General features: G+C 68.5%; 24 protein-coding genes and 2 pseudogenes. 10 read left to right on the top strand and 16 right to left on the bottom strand.

Annotated features, from left to right (window positions below; genetic code table 11):
* Positions 1–10 precede the first annotated feature (10 nt).
* The 10 genes from E1283_RS07105 to E1283_RS07150 form a co-directional block, all read right to left on the bottom strand.
* On the bottom strand, positions 11–1150 hold the full coding sequence (locus E1283_RS07105) for an rRNA adenine N-6-methyltransferase family protein (protein WP_132817039.1): 1140 nt from the start codon (positions 1148–1150) through the stop codon (positions 11–13).
* Between the two features lie 74 nt (positions 1151–1224).
* Positions 1225–2088 carry a hypothetical protein gene (locus E1283_RS07110; RefSeq protein WP_132817040.1) on the bottom strand — a complete coding sequence of 288 codons (864 nt, stop codon included), beginning with the start codon at positions 2086–2088 and terminating at the stop codon, positions 1225–1227.
* 85 nt (positions 2089–2173) lie between these two features.
* Positions 2174–2905 (bottom strand): CPBP family intramembrane glutamic endopeptidase, encoded by a 732-nt coding sequence (locus E1283_RS07115; protein WP_165956041.1) that lies wholly within the window; start codon positions 2903–2905, stop codon positions 2174–2176.
* A 384-nt stretch (positions 2906–3289) separates the two neighbouring features.
* Complete coding sequence (locus E1283_RS37080) at positions 3290–3976, bottom strand: hypothetical protein (protein ID WP_165956042.1); 687 nt, start codon at positions 3974–3976, stop codon at positions 3290–3292.
* Positions 3973–5403, bottom strand: a complete 1431-nt coding sequence (locus E1283_RS07125; RefSeq protein WP_132817042.1) for a helix-turn-helix domain-containing protein — start codon at positions 5401–5403, stop codon at positions 3973–3975. Before E1283_RS07125 ends, E1283_RS37080 begins: the two co-directional genes overlap by 4 nt.
* A 959-nt stretch (positions 5404–6362) precedes the next feature.
* Positions 6363–6953: a hypothetical protein gene (locus E1283_RS07130; protein WP_132817043.1), complete on the bottom strand. Its 591-nt coding sequence runs from the start codon at positions 6951–6953 to the stop codon at positions 6363–6365.
* Positions 6950–8041 (bottom strand): MvdC/MvdD family ATP grasp protein, encoded by a 1092-nt coding sequence (locus tag E1283_RS07135; protein WP_132817044.1) that lies wholly within the window; start codon positions 8039–8041, stop codon positions 6950–6952. The genes E1283_RS07130 and E1283_RS07135 overlap by 4 nt, the downstream gene beginning before the upstream one ends.
* Positions 8041–8313 carry a hypothetical protein gene (locus tag E1283_RS07140; RefSeq protein ID WP_132817045.1) on the bottom strand — a complete coding sequence of 91 codons (273 nt, stop codon included), beginning with the start codon at positions 8311–8313 and terminating at the stop codon, positions 8041–8043. The genes E1283_RS07135 and E1283_RS07140 overlap by 1 nt, the downstream gene beginning before the upstream one ends.
* A gap of 110 nt (positions 8314–8423) precedes the next feature.
* Entirely contained in the window at positions 8424–9743 is a 1320-nt protein-coding gene (locus E1283_RS07145) for a hypothetical protein (RefSeq protein ID WP_132817046.1), read from the bottom strand.
* 270 nt (positions 9744–10013) lie between these two features.
* Entirely contained in the window at positions 10014–10502 is a 489-nt protein-coding gene (locus E1283_RS07150; RefSeq protein ID WP_132817047.1) for an ATP-binding protein, read from the bottom strand.
* Positions 10503–10754: 252 nt separating this feature from the next.
* On the opposite strand from E1283_RS07150, the gene E1283_RS07155 reads away from it, so the two are divergent.
* Positions 10755–12203 carry a helix-turn-helix transcriptional regulator gene (locus tag E1283_RS07155; protein WP_132817048.1) on the top strand — a complete coding sequence of 483 codons (1449 nt, stop codon included), beginning with the start codon at positions 10755–10757 and terminating at the stop codon, positions 12201–12203.
* Here the strand turns inward: E1283_RS07155 and E1283_RS07160 are convergent.
* Positions 12193–12882 carry an HAD family hydrolase gene (locus E1283_RS07160; protein ID WP_132817049.1) on the bottom strand — a complete coding sequence of 230 codons (690 nt, stop codon included), beginning with the start codon at positions 12880–12882 and terminating at the stop codon, positions 12193–12195. The two genes, E1283_RS07155 and E1283_RS07160, sit on opposite strands and share 11 nt — an antisense overlap.
* On the opposite strand from E1283_RS07160, the gene E1283_RS07165 reads away from it, so the two are divergent.
* The 8 genes from E1283_RS07165 (at position 12872) to E1283_RS07195 (ending at position 19431) form a co-directional block, all read left to right on the top strand.
* Positions 12872–14302 (top strand): helix-turn-helix domain-containing protein, encoded by a 1431-nt coding sequence (locus tag E1283_RS07165; RefSeq protein ID WP_132817050.1) that lies wholly within the window; start codon positions 12872–12874, stop codon positions 14300–14302. The two genes, E1283_RS07160 and E1283_RS07165, sit on opposite strands and share 11 nt — an antisense overlap.
* A 120-nt stretch (positions 14303–14422) precedes the next feature.
* Positions 14423–15967: a hypothetical protein gene (locus E1283_RS07170; RefSeq protein ID WP_132817051.1), complete on the top strand. Its 1545-nt coding sequence runs from the start codon at positions 14423–14425 to the stop codon at positions 15965–15967.
* Positions 15968–16070: 103 nt separating this feature from the next.
* Entirely contained in the window at positions 16071–16799 is a 729-nt protein-coding gene (locus tag E1283_RS07175) for a hypothetical protein (RefSeq protein WP_132817052.1), read from the top strand.
* 125 nt (positions 16800–16924) lie between these two features.
* The gene (locus tag E1283_RS07180) at positions 16925–17146 is read left to right on the top strand and encodes a hypothetical protein (RefSeq protein WP_132817053.1); all 222 of its coding nucleotides are present in this window, start codon (positions 16925–16927) and stop codon (positions 17144–17146) included.
* A 57-nt stretch (positions 17147–17203) separates the two neighbouring features.
* Positions 17204–17335: a hypothetical protein gene (locus tag E1283_RS39410; RefSeq protein ID WP_279571241.1), complete on the top strand. Its 132-nt coding sequence runs from the start codon at positions 17204–17206 to the stop codon at positions 17333–17335.
* A gap of 19 nt (positions 17336–17354) precedes the next feature.
* Positions 17355–18221 (top strand): major capsid protein, encoded by an 867-nt coding sequence (locus E1283_RS07185; RefSeq protein ID WP_165956043.1) that lies wholly within the window; start codon positions 17355–17357, stop codon positions 18219–18221.
* Entirely contained in the window at positions 18184–18417 is a 234-nt protein-coding gene (locus E1283_RS07190) for a DUF397 domain-containing protein (protein WP_132817055.1), read from the top strand. Before E1283_RS07185 ends, E1283_RS07190 begins: the two co-directional genes overlap by 38 nt.
* A gap of 141 nt (positions 18418–18558) precedes the next feature.
* Entirely contained in the window at positions 18559–19431 is an 873-nt protein-coding gene (locus tag E1283_RS07195) for a helix-turn-helix domain-containing protein (protein WP_165956044.1), read from the top strand.
* Between the two features lie 26 nt (positions 19432–19457).
* On the opposite strand, the gene E1283_RS07200 is transcribed toward E1283_RS07195, so the two are convergent.
* The 4 genes from E1283_RS07200 to E1283_RS39665 all read right to left on the bottom strand — a co-directional run bounded on the left by E1283_RS07200 (position 19458) and on the right by E1283_RS39665 (position 23077).
* Entirely contained in the window at positions 19458–20255 is a 798-nt protein-coding gene (locus tag E1283_RS07200) for an SAM-dependent methyltransferase (protein ID WP_279571242.1), read from the bottom strand.
* A gap of 662 nt (positions 20256–20917) precedes the next feature.
* The gene (locus E1283_RS07205; RefSeq protein WP_132817058.1) at positions 20918–21343 is read right to left on the bottom strand and encodes a hypothetical protein; all 426 of its coding nucleotides are present in this window, start codon (positions 21341–21343) and stop codon (positions 20918–20920) included.
* 557 nt (positions 21344–21900) lie between these two features.
* Positions 21901–22155, bottom strand: coding sequence for a hypothetical protein (locus E1283_RS07210; RefSeq protein WP_132817059.1), 255 nt, complete (start codon positions 22153–22155; stop codon positions 21901–21903).
* A 739-nt stretch (positions 22156–22894) separates the two neighbouring features.
* Positions 22895–23077 (bottom strand): hypothetical protein, encoded by a 183-nt coding sequence (locus E1283_RS39665; protein ID WP_341829913.1) that lies wholly within the window; start codon positions 23075–23077, stop codon positions 22895–22897.
* Here E1283_RS39665 and E1283_RS39670 point away from each other — a divergent pair.
* Positions 22998–23189 (top strand): annotated as a pseudogene (locus E1283_RS39670) (TetR family transcriptional regulator); the annotation flags it as partial. The gene E1283_RS39665 and the pseudogene E1283_RS39670 overlap by 80 nt on opposite strands.
* Before the next feature lie 258 nt (positions 23190–23447).
* On the opposite strand, the pseudogene E1283_RS07220 reads toward E1283_RS39670, so the two are convergent.
* Positions 23448–23706 (bottom strand): annotated as a pseudogene (locus tag E1283_RS07220) (ISL3 family transposase); the annotation flags it as partial.

Here is a 23706-nt window from a genome sequence, read left to right on the forward strand (position 1 = left end):
GTGTGGGTGGTCAGCGGGGGTCCCAGGGGCCGTTCGTGGGGTTGTCCTGCCAGGCCCACTGCCGACCGGCGGTGACGGTGACGCCGAAGGAGTAGATGGTGGGGGAACCCACGCTCAGCCACGCGTCCCACGCCTCTTCGAGTTCGTCGGCGAGCCGGCGCGGGCCGCCCTCGAACGCAACAGACGGCCCGCCGGTGGGCGGGGCGTTGAGCAGCGCCCATGAGGCATCGCCGTCGTGAAGGGTGACGACCAGGCCGCGGATGGTGGTGTGGGCCAGCACCCACACGTCGGGGAGCAGGACGGACAGCGCCCACAACAGGTGTTCGCTGCGCTGGAGTTGGGTGAGGTCGCGGTCGATGACCCGCTGCTGGTGGGCGGTGTTGGTGCGGCTGCGGATCTGCTGCCAAGTCCGCGGCATGGCTCGTGCCGCCGGCAGGGTGTCGCGGGCGGGGATGAACTGCGTGGCCTGCTGGACCCGTCCGCTCGCCGAGATGCCCTCGTCGTCGACGATGAGGGGAACGAGGCCGCGTCGCCAGGGGCTGACGATCAGCCCTCCGGGCCGGGTCTGTTCCCCCCAGGCCCACGGGATGCCACGCGGTTCGAAGGTGGCGACGACGCGGTCGTAGGGCGCGCCAGCGGGCCAGCCGGCGAGGCCGTCGGTGTTCTCGACCCGGGCGTGGACACCGTGGTGGTGGAGGCGTTCGCGGGTGCCGGTGGCGAGTTCGGGGTCGATCTCCAGGGTGATCACGCGGTTGGCGCCGGTGCGGCGGGTCATCAGCGCGGTCAACCATCCCGTGCCGGTGCCGAGTTCTAAGACGCGGTGGCCGGGTTCGAGGTCGAGGTGGTCGAGCATGTCGGCGACGACCGCGGTGGCGATCAGGTTGCTGGTCGTGACGCTGTCGGCTACCTGCGTGATGGTGGAGGTCTCGGGGCTGGCGTAGACGAGGGACGCCCACCGTTCCGGGTCCCGGCCGCGGTCTATGGGCACGAACTGGTCGCCTTCCAGCGTCCAGATCCGGTCGGGGGTGTACTGGTCGCGCGAGGTGGCGGCGATGGCGGCGCGGATCCAGGGCGCGCCTGCCGGCCAGGCGAAGGCTTGCTGCATCGCGTGGTCGTGCCGTTGTCGTCGGTCGTCAAGAGAGGTGGTCATCACGGTGCTTTCGTTCGGCGTGCCGGATCGACGGTGCGGGCGGGTGCCCGGCGCGGCTGGGGCGGGGGTGACCGTCAGCAGGACGTCTTGGCGGCTTCGAGGGCCGCGAGAAGGGAGAGTGCGCTTGAGAGGGCGGCCGCGGTGGGGCGGAGGATGGGCTGGGAGGCGAGCGCGGGCTTCAGCAGCACCTTGAACGCCCGCCAGCCGGAGGGTGCTGTGGCCCAGGCCGGCGCTGAATCCTCGCCGTCGTTCCCGGCTTCCGGGTGGTGGTCGACCGGCCAGGTGCCTGTGCAGCTGTTCCACACCACGCTGGCGAAGGTGTACACGTCGGCCTCGGTGCTGGGCGTGGCGAGCGTGCCCGCCGTGAGCCGGCGGGAGATCTCCGCGATATCGAGGCCGACCAGTGTGCCGGTAGGAGGGAAGTCGAGTTCGGGCGGGAGGCTGTCGGCCGGGCCACGTGCCGAGCCGAGGTCGACCAGCCGCACGCCGTGCGGGGTGTGGATGAAGTGTTCGGCGCGTACGGCGCCGTGGGACCAGCCGGCCTCGTGCAGTGCGGCCAGCGCGCCGGCCGCCTGGGCGGCGAGCAGGGCAATGCTGCTGCGCGCCCTCGCGTCGACGCCTCGGGCACGCAAGCGGACGATCTGGTCGGCCAGCGTGGGTCCGTGCCACCACGGCGTCACCAGCCACGAAACGACCCCTGGCACCGTTCCCGTGGCGAGGACCCGACCTGCGGTCGGCCCGGCCGCTCGGATCACCGCAGCTTCGCGAGCCGCCATCCGCCCCGCGTTTTCCGCGCCGGTGGTGATCTTGACGGCGACCTGGATGCCGTTGATCAGGGTGACGCGCCACACCTGCGCGCCGGGGCGGTCGGTGATCTGGCAGGTGGTCTGCCAACGACCTGTGGCCGCTTGGATCTCGATGGCGAAGGTCTCGTTCATCCGGTGGGCTTCTCTCCAGTGCCGGCGAAGATCGACGTTCGGGGCCGGCCGCTCACGCGGCCGGCCGACACGAGGCGGGCGCCTGCTAGTGGCGCGGGGTGGGTTTCGCCGGGTGACGACGCGGCGAAGGAGCCGAGCCCGGACTGACCACCGCGACGACGGTCACGACGCCGGCGGCGACCCAGGCGAGGACGACGGCCGCCCACCGCTGCGGCAGCTGCGCGGTGAAGTCGAGGATCACGGTGTTGTAGAGGAAGTGGGCCACGATCAGGGGCAGCACGTCGCGGTAGCGGTAGAAGATCCACGCCGCTCCGGCGCCCAGCAGCAGGGTGTCCATCCCCGACAGGCCCAGGTAGAGGTGGGGAAGGAACCGCAGCACCGCCGCCACGAGAAGCCATTCCCAGGCGGGGCGCCGGGCGGCAACCAGCAGCGTCACCACCACCGCGGTCAGCAGCAGTTCCTCGACGACGCTCGTCCAGGCATACCGCGCCACCTCTTCGAAGAGGTTCCCGGGCCCGCTCAGGCCAGGGCCGTAGACGGGGAAGTGCTCGAACAGGAAGATCCTGATCTGGGTGCAGGTCAGGATCAGGGCGATGAGCGTGACACCGCCGGCGAGCACGCCCGCTACTGTGTGCCGTTCCACGGTCGCTGGTCCGAACCCCAGACCGGTGACGCTCGGCGCGACGCCGTGCCGCAGCAGCAGTTCCCGGGCGAACCACAGCAGCAGGCCGATCGTCAGCAGCTTCCCCTCACCAGCTGTCGTCGGCGTGTCCCGCGGCCAGCCAGAGACAGCGAGGCAGCACTCCACGGTCACCATCAAGACCACCGCGTTGACGCACTGCTGGCGGACGCGGCCCGGACGAGTCCGCGCCTTCCACCATTTCAATGCGCAACCGGCGGAGAAGACGATGGCCAGGATGGATATCGCGTCGCGCGTCCCCTCGGTCCACGAGTTCGGTTGCAGGAGGTCGTGAGCGGCGGCGAACTTCACCGCCGAGCCCCACATGGAAGGACCTGCTGAGAGCACGGCGGCCAGGGCGACGTACCCGTAGGCCGTTCGCGCCGGCAGGGGATGTGCTGTGCTGTGCGACGACACCGATATCGCTGTCACGAAACGTAACTTCCTTAAATGAAAGTGAACTTGTAAGACATGTGGGGGCTGGTGGTCCGAGAAGCGCGGCCCAGCAGCGAGGCCAGGACCTCAGGGCGCCGAGGCGGGCCTGGGGTGAGCGAGTTCGTGTTGGAGGTCGATCAGGGTCACTCGGCGGACCTCGACGACGAGCTGTGAGGCGTGCATCCAGGCCACGAAGCGGCTGGTGTACGGAAGGGCCTCGACGCGCGGGTCCACCACCAGCCCGAAGGGAGTCGGCCCGTAGAGGACGCCCTGCACGCCCAGCGCCTTCACCCACCTCGCCCGGAAGGCGACGGGGCGTGGCCGCAGGTGCGGGCAGCGGCGTGCTGCCACAGCGGCACAGGGCAAGCAGACCGGCGGGTTCATGACGTGGGCGGCCTCCAGCTGCCGGACGGCGGGCCGGGCGCCGTCGGGTCGCTGGCCGGCGAGGAAGAGCCACCCGCGCTCAGTGCGGCTGGCCGGGCCGGCGCAGATCTGGCAGCACATGTGGGTCATGGCCTGCCGCTGCCGCAGCGGATGCTGATCCGCCAGGCGCGGTTCGCCATCGCCCCAGGCACCCTCGGTCCGCGCCCACAGCACACCGTGCTCGTCGCGATCGCCGGGCCGCTCGTGGCAGTAGCCAAGGCCCCGGCCCCCCGGACGGGCGACCAACTCGGAGAAGAGACTGGGCAGTTCCCCGCTCCAGGTGGTCACGAACGGGATGCCCACGCTCCCGGGTGGCCCCAGGGGTTCCGGACGCGGCACGACGGGGGTCACGACTCCGCCACCTGTGCGCCCGGTGCGGTGGGGCGGTCGAGTTCGCGCAGCACGCGGATGATGCGCACGGCCTCAAGCGGGGAGCGCCGGTCATACACCGCCAGGGCCTCGCGGTAGGAGGCGCGCGCCGCGTCGTGGTCGCCGTACTCCTGGTCGAACTCGCCGGACCACTCCAGGGCACGGGCCTGCCACAGCACGCTCCCGCAGCCGGCGAACTCACCCGCAGCGTGCCGGAGAAGAGCCTGGGCCTGGTCGTGTTCGCCGGCCTGGTGGTGGGTGCGGGCCAGGAAGGCCAGCGCCCGTGCCGCCTCGTGAGGGCTGTTCGCCGCAACCAGTTCCGTACGGGCCCCGGTGAGGAGGTCGTGGGCGGCCGGGGTCTCGCTCCTGAGTCTGGCGAGTTCACCCAGCCGGATCCTGCTGATCGCCGCGGCCACCTCCTCGCCGGCCTCCTCGCGGAGCGCGAGAGCCTTGCGGTGCAGTGCCTCGGCCTCGCCCACCAGCCCGGTGACCCGCGCCACGTCACCGAGCCCCTGCAGAGCAGCTGCCTCACCGGCGCGGTCCTTGTCGGTGCGGGCCTGGTACAGCACCCGATACAGGTGCACGCGAACGTCGTCGTAGCGGCCGAGGCGACGCAGCGCGTCGGTGCCAGAGATCACCATCAGCCGGGCGACCTGCTGATCGCCGGCCGAGCGGGCGGCCTGCGCCGCCACGTCCAGGCACAGCTTCCCCCACAACTCGTCGCGCTCCAGCCGCCGCTCCAGCGGCGACAGACACGCGACGATGCGCCACGCCAGGTCCCACCAGGAGTTCCAATGCGCGGTGCGGGCAGCGGCCACCAGGATCGGAAAGTGGTCCTCCAACCACACCCACGCCCGCCCCGGCTCGCTGAACGACACCAACGCGTCCGGCGCATCCGGCTGAAGGGCTTGGTCGTGCCCCGGGCTGTGGTGGTCCGGAGCCGCCAGGGCACCAGCGCGGGAAGCCGTGGACAGCAGATGGTTGACCCAACATCGCAGTACGGACGCCCGGTCCCGCTCCCCCAGCGACTCGGCCTGACCGATGGCGTGCTCGAGGACGCCTGCCGGCACGCGAAACCGCTCACGGGTGCCGTGACCGTCGCACCCGTCCTCGGTGTCGACGTGATCGGAGTCGGCGTCCGGCTCGTGCCGCTCGACGAGCCCGCAGCGAGCAAGGTCTTGAAGAGCTTCGCTCGTCGCTGCCAGCGGCATGGTCGCCGCGGCCGCGACCTCCGCCACGCCGACGCTCGGCAGGGAAGGCAGCGCCCCGAGGACCTGGTAGACCCGGCGGGCGTCGGCAGAAAGCTGCTGGTACACGTGGTCAAGAACGGTCATCACACACTCCCAAGCGGCGTTGGAGACGATTTCGCGCGGATCTGCTCGACAACGGCGGGAGGCAGTACGCGCCACAAGCTCACGCGGGTATGGGGGCAGCGCCAGCCCCCGCGAACGCGCCACAGCTCGATATGACGGGGCCTGTGGCACTCGGGGCACCACACCCACCAAGGCCTGCCCGCGTAACCTGGATAGAGCTCCAGCGGCTCCAGGCCCACTGCCGCCATCTCGGCGGCCGCGCGCCCCGGGGTCACCGCGGTGCGTGGGTGGCTGCACCGCCTACCCCGCTGGAATTCCTGCAGTCTCGGGCGCCGCGGCTCACCGCAGTCGATGCACACCACCGGCCAGCCCGTCTGGGATCCCGGGTACGGGACGCGAGGCTCGTACCGGGCCGCCAGCAACAGCCCCATCGCCCTCAGGACTCTGACGTCGCGCCGCAGCGCCACCCGAGCCGCCTCCAACTGCCCCTTCAGCTGCGGACCGTGAGAACAGCGCGTTCCCCTCGCGACCCAGTGCAGGGACACCTCCTGCGGCAGCAGACAATCCGCGCACCGAGCCGGCCACGGAAGATGAGGGTCGCCCGGGTACCGGCCTTCAGGCACGAAGCCCCCGCGCCGCAGGGCCAGCACCGGTGGAACCTGCGGCATCCCTCGGGCCAGCGACAGTTCGCCCCTGGCCGAGGACATCCCGCATCGGCGTTCCCATCTAGACCGGACCACCAAGCGGTTGAAATCCAGAGGGTGAACCGACCTAATACTCCCGCCGCCGTCCTGTGCGAAGGCGCCCAGTGGGGCAGACGTGTCGGCATCGAGGCTTTCCGACACCGGTAACGGCACCATGACGTCCTCCTCCCCTAAGTCCGGTAAATGGGTGCTACGAGATTGCTGACGCCCTCGCGGCTTGCCGCTCGCGTTGTTTCCGCTCGCGCGAGCACGCGCGGCAATACCGCTGGCTCTCACCAATGCGGGGGCGTTGAAAACCGACGTTCTCCCCCGTCATCTCGTGCAGCTCTTTGGCGCACATACCGCCGACCTTCAAGGGGCGTCCCCGACGCCACAAGAGATTGCGCGGCGGTCGATCCGGTGAAAACCACAAGCCTTGCGCAGCTCTGCGGGCTTTCCGCAACCGTCGATGAAATGCGCCGGGAGTGATGCCCAACTCCGCGCGGCAGCGCCGTCTTCATCGTCCGCAACGGTGAGCGCCCACAGCGTCCACTGATGGATGTCGGGCAGGCCGTCGTAGACCTGGATGGCGGCGATCCGCTCAACCACCGGGTGCTCTTCACGCGGTTGCCGCTCAACGGTCCGCCAGTAGGTGTCGAATCGCTTGATCGGCGCGTCCTTCTGCCAGACGCCTCGCCCCCGGGCAAGGGACCGTCCCTCGTCGTGGATGGCCCGTATCCCCGCCCTGTACAGGGTCTTCGCGTCAGGAGGTTCGGTGCAGTTCCACAGGGCCTCGGCAATGGCTGACCATGCCACGTCATATTGCTGGCCGCTGTCGAAGAGCTCGCTCCTGGCCTGCCGCACCGCGAAGGAGGCGATCCTCGCGACGTCACGCCCGGTGTAGCCGTGAGCCAGCACCACGGCGTTGGCATGCGCTGGGCGGCGCACCACCGTCGTGCTCACATCGCACCGTCCCCGAACGGCGAGGTGGGAAGTGGATCACGGCCCACGATCGCCAGGTGGCGCGCACGCGGAACGTGGCTTCGGCGCCACGCTCCCTGTGATTCCTGTTCCAACAGGTCAGCCAGAGCTTGTGGAACTCGCTGGCGAAACTCCGGGATCCAGGACCATTGGCCATTGGGGTTGACGTCGACCAGATAATGGGTGCCACGTGAATCCACGATGAAGTCAAGCGCGGCGAACTTGAGAGCGAAGCGGCGCGTCAGCATCAGGATCCGCTCGCTCATCGGCGAGGGCAACACCGTGCTGCGATACGTCAAGTTGGGTGTGTCGCGACGCCAGTCCACCCGCCCGGCCCCCTCCGGTGCATGGACTTCCACCGGAAAGACCCGATCCCCCACCACGGTCACGCGGATCTCGAATTCCTTGTCGACGATCCGCTGTTGAAAGAGGTGGGCGGTCAGCGCGATACGGTCATCGTCCGCGCGCCCCTGCGGTATCGGGTAGGTGTAGAGACCACCGCGCTGGCCGTCTTCCTCGTAGACGATGCCGCCGAGGGTCTTGGTGACGACCAGCCCACGGTGTCGCTCGGCGAACGCGGCGGCCTCGCCGGGGTCGGTGGTGATCACGGTGTCGGGCACCGCGAAACCGAGCCGGGCGGCTGCGGCCAGTTGCCGTGGCTTGTCGCACCGCGCGTTGTGCTCCGGCCGGTTGATCCACACCACCTGCGGTAGGGAGTTCAACGTGCCCAGGAACCCGGCTCGCGCCTGCTTGTCGGCCCAGCCGCGTTCCGGCGCGCTCATCCCCTCGGTGAACCCGAAGCTGCCGGGCTTGCGCCACCAGATCGCTCGCAGCTCGGCGAGGTCGATCTCGCGCCGGCCATCGGTCAGGGATCCACCCCAGCTTCCATCCGGGCGCAGCTGTGTCGTGAGCCGAAGGCGGCGGGGGAAGTCGGCCAGGTCGACGCGCAGGAAGGCGACGCCGCGATGGTTGAGTTCGCGCAGCACCAGGTCTGCGGTGGGGTCCAACGCGGCGGTGATCACCAGGAGGCGAGGAGCCGTGCGCTGGATGGGTACGGTCGCGGTGTTCATCAGGAGCGCCGGCTGTCTTCGTCTTCGTCTTCCATGCCGTCCCGGGGCGACGCGCTGGTGTCCGTCGACGCCGTCGCCCGCCACACGTCCGGCAACTCCAGGCACACGCGGCCGTCGATCGTCGACAGCTGGGTGTCCGGATCGACCGAGGCGACGCCGGTCAGCGGCAGCGCATCGACGCACGCGTCCAGCGTCAGGGCATCCAACCCGAACGGACGCGTCGGCGAAGGTCGCCTCTCCAGGTCGCCGACCGCACTGAAATACGCACACATATTGAGCAAACTCCTAAAACATCAGTAACTATGAGAAAAGTGGAAGAAGGTGTGTGGTCCGGGTTCGGGCGTACCGTCGCTTCGAGGCGGAAGGGCACGGCCCGGGGAAATCACGGCGTCAGGGCGTCGCGCCTCGCGTCCATCGCACGCAGCCGCGCGGCATCCGGACTGCCGGCCAAGGCGTACAGCAGGACGGCCTCGTTCCGCAGATGCCGCGTTCCATCGTTGCCGAGCTGGCGTCGGCTGGCCGCGGCGAGCCACTCCACCGAGCGGGCCTCCCACCACAACGCCCCCGAGGCGGCGAACTCGGCCCGCGCCTGCAACAGCGCGGTCGACGCCGCGACGTGAGCACCGCGACGGGCACGTGCCAGCCCGAGGTGAGCACGGGCCCGCGCCATGTCGTAGACCTCTCGGCACTCCCCCAGGAGGTCGACCGCCCGGGACAGCAGCTGCACATCCTCCTCGGGCTCGCCGAAGGTGGCCGCGAGACCGCCGAGCAGGATCAGGCTCCGGCCCAGCCCGTGCCGCTCCCCCAGGCTCCCGAAGATGTCCGCTGCCCGGCGAAGGGAGGACATCGCAGGACGCTGGCGCCCCACTTGCAGTTGCACCTGCCCGAGTCCCAGCAGGGCCACGGCGACGTCCCGTTCGTCCAACTGCTGGCGGGCGCCGGCGAGCATGTCCTCGAAACACGCCAGCGCCTCCGCCGGCTGATCCTCGTGCAGCCACCCCTCACCGATGAGACTGAGCAGGTACCGCTCCGCCTGGTCGTCACCGGCGCACCCGGCGGCTGGAAGCCCGTGGTCCACGAGGAGCGGCAGCCAGAACGCGTGATTCCGCCGCCGCTGCGCCACCGGCCAAGCCGCGACCAGCAACCGCCACGCCACGTCGTTCCAGCCCAACTCCCGCGCGAAAGGAACGGCCGCGGCCACGCTGTCCTGATGGGACGCCAGCCACGCCAGCGCCCCAACGGCGCCGTCGAAGACCACCCTCGGCCCCGGCAGCGGATGCCGGAGGAGCACCCGCTCGGGCGGGGCGCTGGGCGTCAGCACCGCCCTGGCCGCGAGCGCGCCGGCGAGCAGGTACTCCACCCACCGCCGGCCCACCGCCACCCGCTCCCCCGCAGGATCCAGCACCTCCGCCAGCCCAGCCGCGTGCTCACGGGCGGCACAGTCCATGCGGTAGAGAACGGAACCACCCACCAGCTCCCGCCGGCGAAGCAAGCCGCACACCACCAGGTCCTCGACTGCACCCGCGGCCAGATCCGGCATCCCGCTCGCCGCGACCAGCTCCCCCATCTCCAGGCCGACGGGCGGCAGCCCACCCACCTGCCGGTACAACAACGCCGCCACCACCGCCAGCCGCTCGTAGCTCGCCGCGCGCACGGCATCGGCCGCAGGGCCGCCGAGGTCGTTCTCGTCAGGGGAAGTCATGCCGTTCTCCGGATGTCGGATAGAGAGGCCAGGAAAAAGCTGGTGGAGCAAGCGAGGAGCTTCAGGGGTGGGGTCCCGCTCCCCCGCCGAGGGCTCACCCACCTCGGCAGGGGGCGGGATTCACTCACGCCGCAGCAGATCTGTGCACCCGGGCCGCGTGAGTGGTCATGAACGGCCCGATCGAAGACGGGCCATGATGAAGAAGCCGTTGAGGCACCTGGGGGGAGGGCGGACCGGGACGCGTCGATCCAGGACGCCTCAACGGCCGTCCTACGACGAAGTGTCGAACTCGAACTCCGCCCACACCTGTTTACATCTGCCGCGCGATACCGGCTCCCAGCCCCACGCGCTGCTGACATCATCCACGAGCCGCAGCCCGCGCCCGGATTCCTCCTCCACGCCGGCCGCGCGCATCACGGGCGCAACGTCCGGCCTGTCGTCGGTCACCGCCACGCGAAGCGACCGGCCGCGTCGTCGTGCCTCCACGACCACCGTGGTCCCCGCAGAGCGTCCTCGCGTCCCATGCGTCACGGCGTTCGCGACCAGCTCGGCGACCACCAGCTCCACATCCGCCACGGATCGGTACAGCCCCCAATCTTCGAGGGCCTGGCGAACCATCGCTCGCGCAGCAGTTCCGCTGTCCGGTCGTGCGGGCAAGGAGGCCACGGCGTAGTTCCCGCTGCGATCGGCACGGGCTATCGGCAGCACGGCAGCTTCAGGGGTGAAGGGGAGCTGCGGGGGTGTCACAAGCATCGCCATCGCCTCGGTTCTCGCGGATGTAGGCACACGGTGGGCCAGCACATTGCGGTGGAGGAGCGAGCTCGATGGGTCGTCGTGCTCCTCGTCCGCACTGAGTGAATCCGGTGCACGACGCCGCTGCCAGGTCCTTTCGGTGGCCCTTCCACCGGCCCTGTTGTGCACCGGCCTTTTCACCGGCCTTTTCACCGGCCCTTTCCAACCCTCGTGAGCCCGCAGCGACGCGTCAGCGCGAGTAAGTTCACCTTGGCGAGGGTGACTCAGGGCAACGGCATCTCAGGTGGTGAACAAGTGGCCAGGCAGCAGAACGAGCAGCTTCGCAGCGCGCGGAAGCTGCTGAATAGAACGCAGGAGGAGATGGCGTCGGACCTGACTACGTTCGCCGAACAACTGCATGCTGAGGGAGTTCTCGGTGAGCGGATCGGAGTCAGCCCTCGGCAGTATCGCAAGTGGGAAGGGCCGCTGCCGGCCTTTCCCCGGCCTCCCACTCGGATCGTCCTGGAGAAGTTCTTTGGAGTGCCGCTCGGGGAGCTAGGGTTCGTGCGTGGGGCCTCAACGGGTGACCGCCAGCGGCGCGACCCCGAGGAGACCGCTGGCGGGGTCGCAGATCGGGTACGACTCGATGAGAGGGAAGGCTCCCAAGACGTACCCCACGCGACCACCACCGCGGTGGCGCCTCCCGAGGCAGGTGATCCCACGAACCGTCGCTCTCTCGTCGCGCTCGTCGGCGGCGCGGCTCTGTCGGCCCTCGTTTCCGCTGACAGCGTCGAAGCTATTCGCGCCTATACCAGTCGTACCGCCGCGACCGACGTGACCAACGCATCCGTGGAGGAACTAGAACTGGCAGTGCACCAACTTGGAGCCACCTATCCCGCGCACTCCCCTTCTGAACTGTGGTCGATCACCGGTCGACACCGGGAGCGTGCCGCGCAACTCCTCGAAACGCGGCATACCTTGCTGCAAGGACGGCAACTTGCGCACCAAGCCGGCATGCTCTCTGTCGTGCTCGCATGGCTCGCGCACGACCTTGGACGTGCCGACCTCGTTGGCCCACTGTGCGACGACGCCTGGGAGCACGGGCACCAGGCCGACTCTCCAGAGGTCTGTGCCTGGGCCGAGGACGTGCGGTGCACCGACGCGTTCTACTCCGGGCGGCCCCTGGACGCACTGACAGCGGCCACTCGCGGGCTGGCCGTCGCACCGCGCAACGGCAATGCCGTCGTTCGTCTTTCAGCCCAACTTGCCCGCGCCCAAGCACGGCTGGGCAACAAGGAGGCGTTCGCCGAAACCGCGCGCCGTGCACACGGCTACCGCGAGCACATCCCGTTGCACGGAGCCGGATTGTGGTCCGTCGACGCGGTGCGCATCTACTCCTACGACGCGAGTTCCTACGGCTGGCTGGGCGAACATCACCGCGCCCGACATGCTGCCGAGCACGCCATCGAGTTGTACGAGGCAGCCCCCGAGCCGAACAAGGCGCCCACCCGTCTGGCCATCGCACGGCTCGACCTCGCGCTGAGCCAGGCGGCGCTCGGCGACCCGGACGCGGCACTCGTCGTCGCGCACCAGGCGCTCGACGGCGATCGGATAGTCCAGTCCATCCACGACCGAGCCCGGCAGCTGGGCAAGTCGCTGGTGTCCGCCTACCCGGCGCTGCCGAGCGTCCGCGATTTTGGTGAGGAGATCCGTGCCCTCACGACATGAACTCGGAGACCACGAAGGACCGCACGTCCACCGCGGCCATGCCGGCCGCAGCCGCCGCCGCAAGTCCCTCGTCGGCGTCCTCGATGACCAGGCAGCGTTCAGGTGCGACGCCGAGCCGGTCTGAGGCTGCCAGGAACAAGTCGGGTGCCGGCTTCCCCCGCAGCACGGCTTCACGGGTCACCACCTCGTTGAACAGTACGACGAGACCAGTCGCAGCGAGCCCCACGCGCACAACCGCCGCGCCTCCGCCCGAGGCTATCGCCCGAGGAACGCCGGCCGCCCGGGCGCGCTCAACCCATCCGAGCACCACAGGGAAAGGGCGCAGCGTCGCCGCCTCCTGGATGATCAGCTCACCCCAGTCGGTCAGCACCGGTCGGTGGTGGGCTGACTCCAGCCCCAGTTCGGCGAGCAGTTCATCGCCGGAGGTACCGACCCGCTGCTGGTACCACTCTCTCCGCAGGGTGATGCCGTGGCGGCGGGATAGGACGGTTGCCAGGGAGCGGTAGTTGAGGCCCTGCGAGTCCACCATGCTGCCATCCCAGTCCACGATCAGTGCCCCGTATGCCTCGACCTCCGGATCCATTCCGGCTCCCTTCATCTGCTGCCGTTTCTGCGACAGTAGGGCTACCGTCTTGAGCTGAGGGAAGGAATAGAAAGTAGAGACGCCGATGGCGAACACTCCACAGCCCAACCACGCCCTGCAGGGTGCTCGGGAACATCGTCGCCTGACTCAGGAAGACATCGCCCGAGAACTCACTCAACTGGGACACCAGCTCGATGATCGGGGCTTCTCGCCGCAGATCACGGTAAGTGCTCGGCAGTACCGCAAGTGGGAGGCCGGTGAAGCCACGCCGCGTGCCGAGACGCGGAAGCTCCTCGCCGTCTACTTCGGCGTGCCGCTCGCCGAACTCGGTTTCTCGGTCGACACGGCACCCGCGCGTGTCGTCGCTGGCGTCGACCACCCGGCTCTCCCGCAACAGCAGATGACCATCGATCGCGCTGCCGATCTACCCTGGAGGAACGAGCTTCCGAAACAGTGGGCGGTCGAGATGCTGACGCGGCGCGGGTTCACTGCCGTGACCGGCGCGGCTCTCACCACTCCCGTGTGGAGGTTGTTGGATCAGCCTCATCCCCTGCTCTTCGCTGCCGGAGCTGGGGGCCGTGTTGACGAACCGCTCGTCGCTCTGGTCGAAGACACCGCGGCCCGCGCGCAGAGTCTCGATGACCAGGAGGGCGCTGCCGCTCGTGGCTTTGTCATCGACCAGTTCACCGTGGTCGCTCGCATGCTGCAGCGCGATCGGTACGACACGGCCACGGGTCGTCGCCTGGCAACTGCCTGCGCCCGGTTGGCGCAGACGGCTGGCTGGATGGCGCACGAGGCCAGGCAGGATCCGGAGGCGCAACGCTGGTACCTGATTGCTCTGCGTGTCGCCCATGCCAGCGACAACCGTGCCCTGATGGCGAGCGTACTCGGCCTTATGACCACGCAAGCTGCGACGTTGGGGTTGACGGCGGAGTCGATGCAGCTGGCAGCGGCCGCTCAGGAGACAGCCTCCGCCACCCCGGCAACCGTCCGAGCATTGGTTCACGCACGCAGCGGGCTGGCCTACGCCGCCGCGGGTGATCTCGCGGGCTTCCGTCGCGCCCGTGACGAGACGCTGGCTCTCCTCGACAACGCCACGTCTGCCGCCGAGCCCCCGCCAGTCTGGGCCTCCTACGTCACCGCCACCGAGCTGGATGCCATCGCCGGCCGCGGCCTCGTCGACCTCGCCCACCGGATCGGCGTATCCGTGCGCCAACGACGACTTGTCGCCGAGGCCGAACCGTTGCTGAGCCCACGAGCGCACGACAACGCCCCAGAAAGCCGGCGCTCCTCCGTACGGCACGGCGCCTGGCTCGCCCTCGCCCAAGCACGCATCGGAGACCTCGATCAAGCCGTCGACAGCGGACAACGGGCCCTGAGCCGCCTCCCCGACATCACCTCGGCTCGCATCATCGGACTGTTCTCCGAGCTACGCACCGAGTTGGCCAGCCGACGCAGGGACCCAACCGTCCAGCCCTTCGTACTCCAGCTCGGCCAGCTCGATCGCCGCCCCTGACGAGCAACGTTCCGGATGCGCGCATAGGCTTGCGCTGGCGCGGGGTGAGAGTGCCGGGATGCTGTGGGCCTTCGTGAGTTCGTCATCGATGCGTGGTCGTGGTTGTCGTACAAGCCGGTGATGGACGATCTTCGTCGTCGTCGCGGGGTGGCGGCGTCGTGGGTGCCGGAGGAGGATCTGCGGCGTCTGGCCAGCTACCGGGTGCTGGCGGCGTACGACAACAATCAGGCGGGACAGCTTTCGGCCCTAGCTGGCGACGACGAAGCCTCGGAGAGGCGGGAGTTCGGGGACGCGGCCAAGCTCGTCGAGACGGCACTGACCTACGTGCTGGGATCCGAGCAGCGGATCGTCGTGCCGGGCGCCGAGCGTGCCGACGGCAGGGAGGCGGCACCGGAGATCGCGGCCGCAGCCGATCTTCAGGCGCGGCTACGGCATTGGGCCGAACGGGAGTTGCTGCTCTTCAAGTTGCAGCAGGTTGAGCGAACCACCGTGCTGCTGGGTGACGGCGTGCTGCTGTTGTCGTGGGATCCGCAGAAGGCGCGGCCGCGGGTGAGGAGTGTCGACCCCGGCTTCTTCTTCCCGGTGTGGGAGGACGACGAAGACGAGGAGTTCCCTCGTCGTGTCCATCTCGCGTGGGAGCTTCCTGAGGATCCTGCTCGCGGTCTGAAGGCGCGGGTGCGTCGTCTCACCTACGAACTCGGGCCGATCGAAGGTGCCGGGGGTGAGCAAGTCCTCCGGACCTATCCCTGTAATCCCGACCGCCCGTCTCCGGAGACCTGCTACTTCACGGATGCTGAGTGGCTACTTGAGGATGTGAAGGCCGGCCAGAGCATCGACGGCCTTCCGCCGAACCGGGCGCAGTACCGCGTGCGAGCGGACGGCCAGGTTCTCAAGCGTCTTGACCTGGTGATCGACTTCGTCCCCATCGTTCATCTGACGAACACGGTCCCAGCGAGCGGCGAACACTGGGGACAGCCGGTGCTGGCCAAAGTCCTCCAGGGCCTTGACGAACTCGCGGCCACCGATTCGGACTCCGCGGCGGCATCGGCCACGACAGGAGCGCCGATCATCGGCTTGGCCGGTGCACGGCTCCCGACGAACCACGCTACCGGCCACCCGGAGAAGATGCGGGTACAGGCTGGTGCCGTGTGGCAACTCGGTGAGAGCGGGCGCATGGACGCGCTCGACACCTCCTCGCAGCTCGCGGAACTTCGGACTCGCGTCGAGCACCTGTTGGACCGGATCGCATCCAACTCTCGTATCACCGCCGCCGGGTTGGGCATCCTCGATGCTTCGCAGGTGCCGTCCGGCTACACGCTCAAGCTGTCGCTGGCCCCGCTTGATGCTCTGCTGGCGCAGATGCGGCTGGCTCGCGAGCACAAGTACCGGCTGATGCTCCGGATGGTGCAGCGCCTCTTCCAAGCCGGCCAGGCCGACGGTTGGGGACCCGGCCCTACTCATGTGGCCACGTTGACACGGTCGGCTCACTCGCTCGCCGACCGCGCAGCCATCCTGGATGAAGTCGTCAACGGCTACCGAGCCGGCGTGTTCTCCCTCGACACCTCCGTGCGCATGCTGATGGACGCGGGCTACCCCATAGATGACGCCTCGAAGGAGATCGCCCGGATTCAGGCAGCACAGGGGCAAGCAGCCCACGCAGCCTAGGATTGAAGTCTCGCCCCGGGCGTTCCGGCCGTACCGAAGAGAGGCCACCTCACGAACGTCCCCGCGGAACGGTGAGCTTGCGGCGGCGCGGGGGTGCTGAGAGGTGGAGTTGTCTCCCATCACGCCACTGCTGTCGTCGCCGGGCCCGCTCGGCTTCCGTCGTGACGGGCGGCCGATCTGGCCGATCGCCGGCGGCTCCCAGGATCACCCCGCCCCGCCGGCAGCGACACCGGTGCCCGTGCCGGCGGTCGAGGACACCCCCGTGATCTCGATGACCCAGGAGCAGTTCTCCCGCCGCTGCACGAGCGAGAAGGACCAGGGTCGCCGCGCCGGGGTACGGGACCTCCTCGTCCAGCTCGGATTCGACACCGTCACCTCGCTCCAGGAAGCCCTCCAGACGAAGACCTCGCCCCCGGCGCCGGCTGCCGGCCCGCAGCTCACCGATCTGGAGCGGCGCGAGCGGGAGGCCGGTCAACGGGAGGCCAGCCTCGTCCAACGGGAAGCGGCCCTGGCTGAACGGGAGCGGCAGGTCGCACGCCGAGCTGTCCTCGCCGACCTCGGTGCCGCCGGCGACGACCTGGACGACGCCGCCGTTCTCCTGGACGGCGCGGTCGGTCCGGAGGCCGATGAGGAAGCGGTCGCCCGCGCGGCCGACGAGATCAAGCGGCGCCGGCCGGGCTTCTTCGCCCAGCCGTCGACGCCGCCCCCCGCACCGGCTGGCGGCCCGGCCGGCGCGGTGCCGCCTCGGCCGGCGGGTCCGGCCGAGACACCTGGTGCCGGCGGGCTCGCCATGGCCAGGCGCCGCGGCCACCTCCCGGCGTCGACCAGCTGACCCCCCTTGCGTTCTTCCCGGGCACGAGCCCGAGTCCAGGACCGCGCCTGCCTCCCGCGGACAGCACGCTTCGTCACCCCGGGCGCCGAGCTGCCCTCTGCATCCTCCGCACTTGGGAGTAGGTCTTGGACCTGAGCCTCACCCGTACCAGCGAGACGGCGACCGCAGACCGGCCATGGCTGGCCAGCCGTCACGGCCTGGACGCGCCGATCAGCATCACCATCGACGTCCCTCTGCTGAGTGCCGGAGTGCACTACGGCCCCTCCCCCACCCTGCCCGGCCGCTCCCTGATGTTCTCCGGCATCCCGCTCGCCAGGGTGAGCGGCAGTGGCCTGTATGGCCGGTGAAACCCCGAGGCCACCGACGGCCGCCAGGTCTTCGCCGGCCTGCTCCTGGCCGAGACGGTGTTCGCCACCACATCGACACGAGTCGGCGGGGCGCTGCTGTGGCACGGCACGGCGATCGCGGCCCGCATCCCGGGCGGCCTCAACCCCGCAGCCATCACCGAACAGACCGCACAGATCCACTTCGCCTAAGAGAGAAGGGAGAGTTCCGATGCTGGACACCCTGCTCAACGACGTCAACGCGACGGACCTCAACGCCTTCGCCCGCGCCATACCAACACCGGCGGACTTCGAGCTCACCCAGACGGTCATGCCCGAGCGGACGCTGAACTCGGTGCGCTTCCGCATCCGCTCCAGCAAGCGGCGCGTGAACGCGGCGAAGTTCCGGGCCTGGGACTCCCAGACGGCAGTGGCCACGCGCCAGGCCGAACGCATCATCACCGAAGGGATGCTGCCCCCGCTCGGCCAGAAGCTGTTCGTCGGCGAGCTGGAGCAGATCCTGCTCGACACCGCCCGGGGCGCCGACTCCACCGAGTTCGTGGAGTTGCTGTACGACGACGTCGAGCGGCACGTGGAGTCGATCCGCAACCGCATGGAGCTGGCCGCCGGCGACCTGCTCACCGATGGGCGATTCACCCTGGTCGGCGAGAACGGTCTCCACCTGGAGGCCGACTTCAGCGTGCCGGCAGCGAACATGCCCACCGCCCCGCGGCCGTGGTCCGACCCGACCAGCGATCCCCTCGCAGACGGGCTGGCATGGATCGAATACCTGCAGTCCATCGGCGGGCCGATGACGGTGCGGGCGATCAGCCCATACGAACGACTCCGAGGCCTCACCGTGCAGGGGCATACCGCACCGCTCGGGCTGGTTGATATCACCCGTGTGAGGGACATTAGAGCGGGCTGCATAGGTTACATATCTCTCATCAAGCCAGCCGTGCAATTTCATGGCATCGCTCGGGCTGGCGTCATGTGTTCGCCGAATCTGCGCCTGCCGGGTCCCCGGTGGAGGATTCGAACACGAAGGGAAAGCGTCCGTCATGATGTTCGAAAATGGCTCGACGGCGAGCCTCCTTGAAGACGTTGAGTGGGTGAAGAGCAGCGCCAGCATGGGGGAGGGTAACTGTGTGGAGGTTGCCGCACTCCCCGGTGGTGGCGTGGTGGTGCGCAACTCGCGGTTTCCGGAGGGGCCCGCGCTGGTCTACACCCGTGAGGAGATGGCGGCGTTCGTGGCCGGCGCCAAGTTGGGCGAATTCGATTATCTGACTGTCTGAGCTGCGCTCGCACAGTTGGCCGTTTGGCGGACATGCGGGCCTGGATCAGGGATACTGGCAAGCCCCATCCAGGTTTCTGTGGAGGGTTGCATGTCCGCTAGCGGTCCTGGCCGGCAGCCGTCGCTGGCTTCGGTCATCCCAATGTCTCGTCGAGGTAAGCCGGAGGCGGCGGCTCGAGTGTTGGGCCAGTATTTGCGCGACTTGAGAAGGGAGCGGGGACTAGCGCTCAAGGATGTGGCCGAACCCATCCGCGGGTCAGCGGCAAAGGTCAGCCGCTTGGAACGAGGGGTCTCACCGCCAAAGGAGCGGGATGTTGAGGACCTCATCGCCTTCTTCAAGATCCCGGAAGGGCCCGCGCAAGAGATTCGCACACTCTTGCGTCAGGCCCAGGAGAGTCCGTGGTGGGACGAGTTCCGCGACGTCATGCCGGGCTATCTTCGTCGGCTGATAGGCCTTGAGGGTTCTGCGCTTGGCATCTACACCTACGAGAATCACGTTGTTCCAGGCCTGCTGCAGACAGCCAACTACGCTCGGGCCGTGATCCGTACGGCCCTGCCTGGTAAGAGTGCTGCAGACATTGAACGGCGAGTGACGCTTCGGTTGACCCGGCAGGGTCTCCTCAGCTCCCCGCAACGGCCGGTCGTGATGGCACTGCTGGACGAGAGCATTCTCCACCGGCCAGTGGGTGGCGCGGAGGTCATGTGTGAGCAGTTGGAGCACTTGCTCCAAGTGTCCCAACTCCCTCGGGTCCATGTGCGAGTTGTCGGGTTCGAGAAGGGCGCGTGCAGGGTTCCGTGCTACCCCATCACGCGCCTACATTTCGGCGACGGCGGTCCCACGCAAGTCGTGTACGTGGAGTTGCTGGGCAAGGCAACCTACGTGACGAGCGCCGCGGAGTTTGAGCGGTACCGGATCGTGTTGGATCGTGTCAATCAGGTCGCTGAGGGGTGGCAGGAGAGCCAGGACCTCCTGCACCGGGCTCTGGCGAAGTATCGGAGCCGGGAACAGGACTGATCCAATATCGGTTGAGGGGACGGCGCTTACGCTCGCGCGACGCCGCCCCAACTGGTCCACTCCTCACTGTCTTGGCGTGGCGAGAGCTGGCTGTCAGGGCGCCAGTCACGGACATCGGCGAGGCCGGGCGGCAGGAGGTGCATGCCGGCGAGGTAGGCGTCAACCTCGTGGGGGGCTCGGCAGCGCCCCCACTGGCCCGCGGTGAGGTCGCCCATGAGTTCCGTCACCTGGTCCCGGAATGCTGGCTGATCGCTGACGAGGTGGGAGAGCACGACGAAGCTGCCAGGGGCTAGGTGGTCGGTGACGCGCTGGATGAGACGGCGTGGGTCGCCGGAATCTGGGACGCAGTGGAGCACGGAGGAGAAGAGCGCGGCGGTCGGCCTATGTGGGCTGATGAGGCGATGGATGTCCTTGTGCTCGAGGAGTTGGTCGATAACTGTGATGTCGGCGTCGATTACCGCGGTGTGTTCGTCCTCTACGAGAATGGTCCGGCCATGGGTGATGGCGAGCGGATCGGTGTCGACATATACGACGCGGGCGTCGGGGTGGAATCCTCGTGCGATTTCGTGAACGTTCTCCCGGGTGGGCACACCGAAGCCGAAGTCCAGGAACTGGTCGACACCGTACTCGTCGGCCAGCAGTCGGACCGCCCTATGCAAGAACGCGCGACTATTGCGTACCACTGACGCGGCGCTGGGTGCCAGTTCGAGGAGTTGGGCGCACGCGGCTCTGTCGGAGGCGTAGTTTTCCACTCCCCCCAGCAAATAGTCGTACATGCGTGCGACGCTGGGCGTTTTGACGTCGATGCGCGTAATGAGTTTCACCCCTTGGCTTGTCCCCCATGCCAGGGACCCGACACGGGCCCGTGCGTTTTCCAGGCCCTCCGGGACATGAACCTTACGGCAGAGCGAGCTGATATTTCAGGCTGTTGCCCGGGAGCATCGAGGGGGTATTGGGTGCAAGCGGGGGTAGCAGGGGAGCAAGCCGGTCACAAGATCACTATGGTTGATCGGCGGCGTGCCCGAGGATGCCGTCGCGTGAACCAGTTGTGGATCTTGCTAGCGGCGTAGGGCTAGCAGCAGGACTGTCTCGTCAACCCCCATGACCTCGGCGGCTTCTCGGGGCGACAGGCCCAGATGCTCGTGGAGGAGGACAGCGTCCGCGCGACCGAGTAGGGCGCGCGCAGCCCCAGGCGTGCCTGCGGGCTGATGCGCGCGGTTGTCCTGTGGGGGTTGACGAACGTGGCGGCGCAGGGTGGCCCACGCGACGGCTGTCGGCCGTGGGCTGCTCAGCACCTCTGCCCAGATGGTGGCCAGTTCGGCGAACGCGTCGTCGACGAGACGTCCGGCGGATGCGTCATCGCCCATGCGCGCTCGTGCATAGCTCAGGTAGATGGCGCGATGGAGTTCCCGGAAGGCTTGGAAGTCCAGACGTGTCCATGCCGGGGCTGTGGCCGTTCCGGGGGAATCGCTGCGACGTCCGGGAATCACAGTGCCTCCCGCCCCCCATTGGCCTGAGAAGCCTCCGGCAACAGGCTGGAGAAACGGGAGTAGGCAAGCCCACCCTCGGGGATCTCGAGGCTGTGGGTGACCAGATGGTGCTCCAGGTCCTTCCACAGAGGCTGAAGTGCGGCCGGCGCCTCGCCCAAGCCCTCGCTGATCCGCGTTGTTGTCGCCCAGTCCGGGATGATGTCGCCCCGAAGAACCCGGGCGACGAGGCGAGCCGGTACACCAGCGGCCTTCGCCAGATCTTGGGTCGTGGAGGATCCAGCGGCCAGTTGAAGTCCCAGAAACGCATGGCGCAGTCGCCGAGCAGCAGCATGCGGTCCCTGCGGGACGTTATGAACCGCACCCTGCTCTTCCCACAACCAGCGAAGTTCCTCAGGGCGACCTCCGAAGATCGTCGCCAGCATGAACATCTCAGGCCAAGTCAGAGGCCACCGCCCAGCCAGAGCACCCTCGATATACCCGATGTCGAGGTGGGAGCGAAGAGCAGCCTCCTGTGTGCTCACCCCGCTGGACCGCGCTAGGTAAGCGAGTGCGGCCGCAAGCCTGCCCTCCCGCCCGCCTTGACGATGGATCGCACCTGGCGCCCCCTGCGGCACCGACGCGGTGCGCCCCACCCTTCGCACGGCAGTCGCCGCTGCCTGCGCCTCAGACTCTTCGGGCCGCCGTGCCTCAACCGCGGTCAGGTGCCTGTCGCGTTCCCGCTGTCGTTGCGCCGCGCGGCGGCAGGTCTTGCCACAGTAGTCCTTGCGGCGTCCCGAGCCCGTGCGCTGCTCGAACCCGTCGCCGCACCACGCGCACGTTGCCAGAAGTGGTGTCTCCACGTCCGGTTCTTCCTTCCCCACCCAGGCTTCATCGTCGTCCTCCTCAGGCGCGCGCCACGAACGGGCATGCGTCAGGGAGGAGTTAGGGAGCGGCGACGCGCCCGCACCGGGAACACATGGCCTGGCGCGGGCGCCATGACCTACTTAGCGCGCCGCACCCGCAGGAACCGCACCGTCGACCATCGGGGCGACGTGAGCAGAACTCCTGCGAGGAGGCCACCAATCGGAAGCCCCGGGATGCTCGTCACGACGACAACCACCACCACGAGCGGCAGCCCGATCCGAATGTCCCAGATCGACAACGAACCCGTTTGAGAGCGAAGAAACCCTGGCAGAATGAATTTGCACGCCGAGGACAGCTGCTTGCCGTCCCCTCGGATGTGCCAGTCGAACATGTCCACTCACTTTCGAGTGCTTGTTTGATTGACGGCCCCGGGGCTTGGTTTGGAGACCCCCCGGGGCCCTTGCATGCGCGGGCACTCCAGACGGTCAGCCCGAATGCGCACGGCGTCACCGTACCCCCGTCACCCACACAGCGTCACGCGCTTCCCAGATTTCCTGCAAACCACACCGCCCGCCTAGTGCAACCTCCGACGGAACGAGGATCGCCCACACCCCGCAGCCGTTTCGATCATGCCTGATCATTTTCCGTCACACGAGAGCCAGCTAGGTCACTTTTGGCATTCAGATGCACCATTTCTTGTCATCTGCCAGGAACTGCCAAGCTTTTGAGGCGCCAAGAGGAGAGACCGAGCAAGCCGGAGATAGGGGCTAAATCGAGAGAGATGTTCACCCTGCCGAGTGATGAGATCGAGCGAGGTAGACGGCATCCTGCACGTGCGTATGCAAAATTACGGGGCTCGAAGTGAAGCCGCGACACGCCACAGACTTCCGCTGTGTCTGCATCGAGTGCTTCGTGGTTCGTGGTCACAGCCATCTCCAGCTCGTCTTCCTCGAAGGCGACGGCAGTCAATCCGATCCCGTTCATGCCCTCTACCCGGTCGAAGCCGGTATTCCCGCGGATCCACAGATCAGGGCACCAACCTCAGGGCACCCGACGCACAGACGCGCCACTTCATGCACACCACCCCTCACCTTCCCTGCAGCCCGGGCGGGCGTGCACGGCACCACCGTCTACCGGCGCTGGGGGTCGGTGCCCGAGTTGCTGAGCGACATCGCCACCAGCCGGTTCAGCGGCGACGTCGTGGTGCCGGACACCGGCTCGCTGCGCGGCGATCTGGAGCGGTGGGTCGGCCAGGTCGCCACCGACCTGGCCGACCCCGACGTGCTCAAGCTGATGCGCGCGGCGGTCGGCACCGGCCCCCTGGGCTGCGACGCGTGCGTGGCGGACCGGCACGCCCAACTCGCCGCGATCCTCGACCGCGAGCGGAGCCGCGGCGGCACCCCACCAGAGTTCGAGCGCACCGTCGGCCCCGACCGGGCCCGCACCCTGGTCGCCGGCCTCCTCGGACAGGGAGCCCTGACGAAGCCAGGCGGAATGCGGCGTGTACTTGACAGCGCGGAGGAGCCCGATCGGGAGAGCTTTTCCCTACCGCCGTCCTCCGCCATGGAGCGACGGCCACGCTCCCCTTGGATGTTGCGGTGTTACCTTCCTGTCCGAGACGCCGCTCCTGGCCGCGTTCCTTCATCGTCGCCGCCGGGGCCGCCCTGGTGCCCGCATTGCCGACGGAAGGGTCAGGCCGGCGCTCATCACTGCGGCGCGGTCGAGTTCGAGACCGTTATAGAAGCTGTGCAGGTGGGGCAGTCCGGAGGCGCGGGCCGTGGTGATCCACTGGGTGAGCTTGTCGTCGTTGGCCTTGGCCGGGGTCAGGAGCGCCGCGAACTCGCCGGTGAGTCGGGTGAGTGCAGTCATCTCCGAGCAGGCTGGCCAAGCAGGGCGGTGTCCTTGGACTACAGGTGCTCGGGGCGGGTGAACAGAAGTCGGG

This window comes from Streptomyces hainanensis, from assembly GCF_004348415.1.
GTDB lineage: Bacteria > Actinomycetota > Actinomycetes > Streptomycetales > Streptomycetaceae > Streptomyces > Streptomyces hainanensis.

Bases quoted from the DNA above. Each gene is read 5' to 3' on its own strand.
- E1283_RS07105 (WP_132817039.1), bottom strand. From the start codon at position 1,150: ATGACCACCTCTCTTGACGACCGACGACAACGGCACGACCACGCGATG.
- E1283_RS07110 (WP_132817040.1), bottom strand. From the start codon at position 2,088: ATGAACGAGACCTTCGCCATCGAGATCCAAGCGGCCACAGGTCGTTGG.
- E1283_RS07115 (WP_165956041.1), bottom strand. From the start codon at position 2,905: ATGGTGACCGTGGAGTGCTGCCTCGCTGTCTCTGGCTGGCCGCGGGAC.
- E1283_RS07135 (WP_132817044.1), bottom strand. From the start codon at position 8,041: ATGAACACCGCGACCGTACCCATCCAGCGCACGGCTCCTCGCCTCCTG.
- E1283_RS07140 (WP_132817045.1), bottom strand. From the start codon at position 8,313: ATGTGTGCGTATTTCAGTGCGGTCGGCGACCTGGAGAGGCGACCTTCG.
- E1283_RS07145 (WP_132817046.1), bottom strand. From the start codon at position 9,743: ATGACTTCCCCTGACGAGAACGACCTCGGCGGCCCTGCGGCCGATGCC.
- E1283_RS07150 (WP_132817047.1), bottom strand. From the start codon at position 10,502: ATGGCGATGCTTGTGACACCCCCGCAGCTCCCCTTCACCCCTGAAGCT.
- E1283_RS07165 (WP_132817050.1), top strand. From the start codon at position 12,872: ATGGCGAACACTCCACAGCCCAACCACGCCCTGCAGGGTGCTCGGGAA.
- E1283_RS07170 (WP_132817051.1), top strand. From the start codon at position 14,423: ATGGACGATCTTCGTCGTCGTCGCGGGGTGGCGGCGTCGTGGGTGCCG.
- E1283_RS07185 (WP_165956043.1), top strand. From the start codon at position 17,355: ATGCTGGACACCCTGCTCAACGACGTCAACGCGACGGACCTCAACGCC.
- E1283_RS07190 (WP_132817055.1), top strand. From the start codon at position 18,184: ATGATGTTCGAAAATGGCTCGACGGCGAGCCTCCTTGAAGACGTTGAG.
- E1283_RS07195 (WP_165956044.1), top strand. From the start codon at position 18,559: ATGTCTCGTCGAGGTAAGCCGGAGGCGGCGGCTCGAGTGTTGGGCCAG.
- E1283_RS07205 (WP_132817058.1), bottom strand. From the start codon at position 21,343: ATGCTGGCGACGATCTTCGGAGGTCGCCCTGAGGAACTTCGCTGGTTG.
- E1283_RS07210 (WP_132817059.1), bottom strand. From the start codon at position 22,155: ATGTTCGACTGGCACATCCGAGGGGACGGCAAGCAGCTGTCCTCGGCG.